The organism is Pseudarthrobacter linnaei (assembly GCF_055412825.1).
In genome coordinates this window covers 1-1,586 of record NZ_JBVAYX010000068.1, presented here as the reverse complement: position 1 = coordinate 1,586, position 1,586 = coordinate 1, and the positions used below count along the sequence as shown (strand labels likewise).

The window sequence follows — 1,586 nt, the reverse complement described above, 5'->3', positions numbered from 1 at the left end:
CGGGCCACCCGGAGTTTCTGTTCCGGGGTGACCCGGCTGACCACCACCCCGTCGCGGTCCAGCAGCGCGGCCAGGACGGCGTCGTCCTCGGGCAGGTTGTGTCCCTCCAGGACCAGCTCGGGTGAGCCGATCAGCCCGGTTTCCCGGGCGATGGCGGCCGCCGTGAAGGCATGGTCGCCGGTGACCATGGCGACCTTGATGCCGGCCCCGCGGGCCGCCTCGAGGGCTACGCGGACCTCGGCCCGGGGCGGGTCGTGCAGGCCGATCAGCCCCAGCAGCGTCAGTTCGCTCTCGGCCTCCTCCAGTCGGAAGCTGGCCCCGGGCCGGCCGGGCAGGGTCCGCTCGGCCACGGCCAGCACCCGCAGCCCGTGGGAGGCCATCTGGTCAACCATCTCCCGCGCCCGGGCGGCGCCCGCTGCCTCACCGGCGTCGCCGCCGCCGTGCACGCACAGCGGAATCACGGACTCCGGGGCGCCCTTGACGTACAGCGTGGTGCCGACGATCGCGGACTCCCGCAGCCGGCGGGGATCGAAGGCGAAACGGTGCGAGACCTCCGGTTCCGCCGGACCTGGCCCGGGTCCTGCCAGCCGGGCGGCCAGCGCGGCAATGGCAGCCTCCATCGGATCGCCCTCTGCCACCCACTTGCCCTTCAGGAGCACCGCGCGGCCCACGGACGCGGCCAGCGCGGCGGAGCTGAGGTGCTGCGCCTCCCCGGCTCCCGTGCCGGTAACCTCAGCCTCCGGCCCGTAGCCCGCGCCGATGACACTGAGCACCCCGGCAGGGGTCCAGACCTCGACGGCGTTCATCCGGTTCTGCGTCAGTGTGCCGGTCTTGTCCGTGCAAATGAAGGTGGTGGAGCCGAGGGTTTCCACCGCCTCCAGGTTCCGGACCAGTGCATTGCGCTGCGCCATCCGCTGCGCCCCGACGGCCAGGGACAGCGTGACCGTGGGCAGCAGGCCCTCGGGCACCAGCGCCACCATCACCCCGATGGCAAACAGGAAGGCGTCCCGCCAGGAGATTCCGACCAGCAGGGACAGCACGAAGAACAGCACACCAATGCCCAGGGCCATCGTGGCGGTGATGCGGACGATGCGCTGCAGTTCCCGCGCCAGCGGGCTCGGCGGCGCCTCCACTTTTCCCGTCAGGGCTGCGATTTCAGCGAGCCGGGTTTTCCCGCCGGTTCCCGCGACCACACCTTCAGCCTGGCCGTTGACCAGGAAGGTCCCGCCAAAGACGCTGTCGCCGGGGACCTTGGCGAGCGCCTCGCTTTCACCGGTGAGCATCGATTCGTCCACGGAGCAGCCGGCCGCCAGCACCAGCCGGAGGTCCGCCGGCACCCGGTCGCCGGCCACCAGCACGACGGCGTCGTCCGGCACCAGCTCGGTGGTGTGGACCTTGATGATGCGGTTGTCCCGGCGGACGGAGACCATCGCCGGGAGCAGCTCGCGGAGCTTGGAGGCGGCATGCTGGGCGCGCTCCTGCTGGATGTAGGCGAAGACCCCGTTCACCAGGATCACGACGACGATCGCGATGGCCAGCTGCGGCATGCCCGCCAGGTAGGCCAGCACGGAGGCACACCACAGCAG

General features: G+C 71.6%; 1 protein-coding gene. It reads right to left on the bottom strand.

What is annotated here, in order from left to right:
• A partial coding sequence (locus ACZYZ3_RS20495) for a cation-translocating P-type ATPase (protein ID WP_463965601.1) occupies window positions 1–1,586 on the bottom strand: 1,586 nt, incomplete at both ends.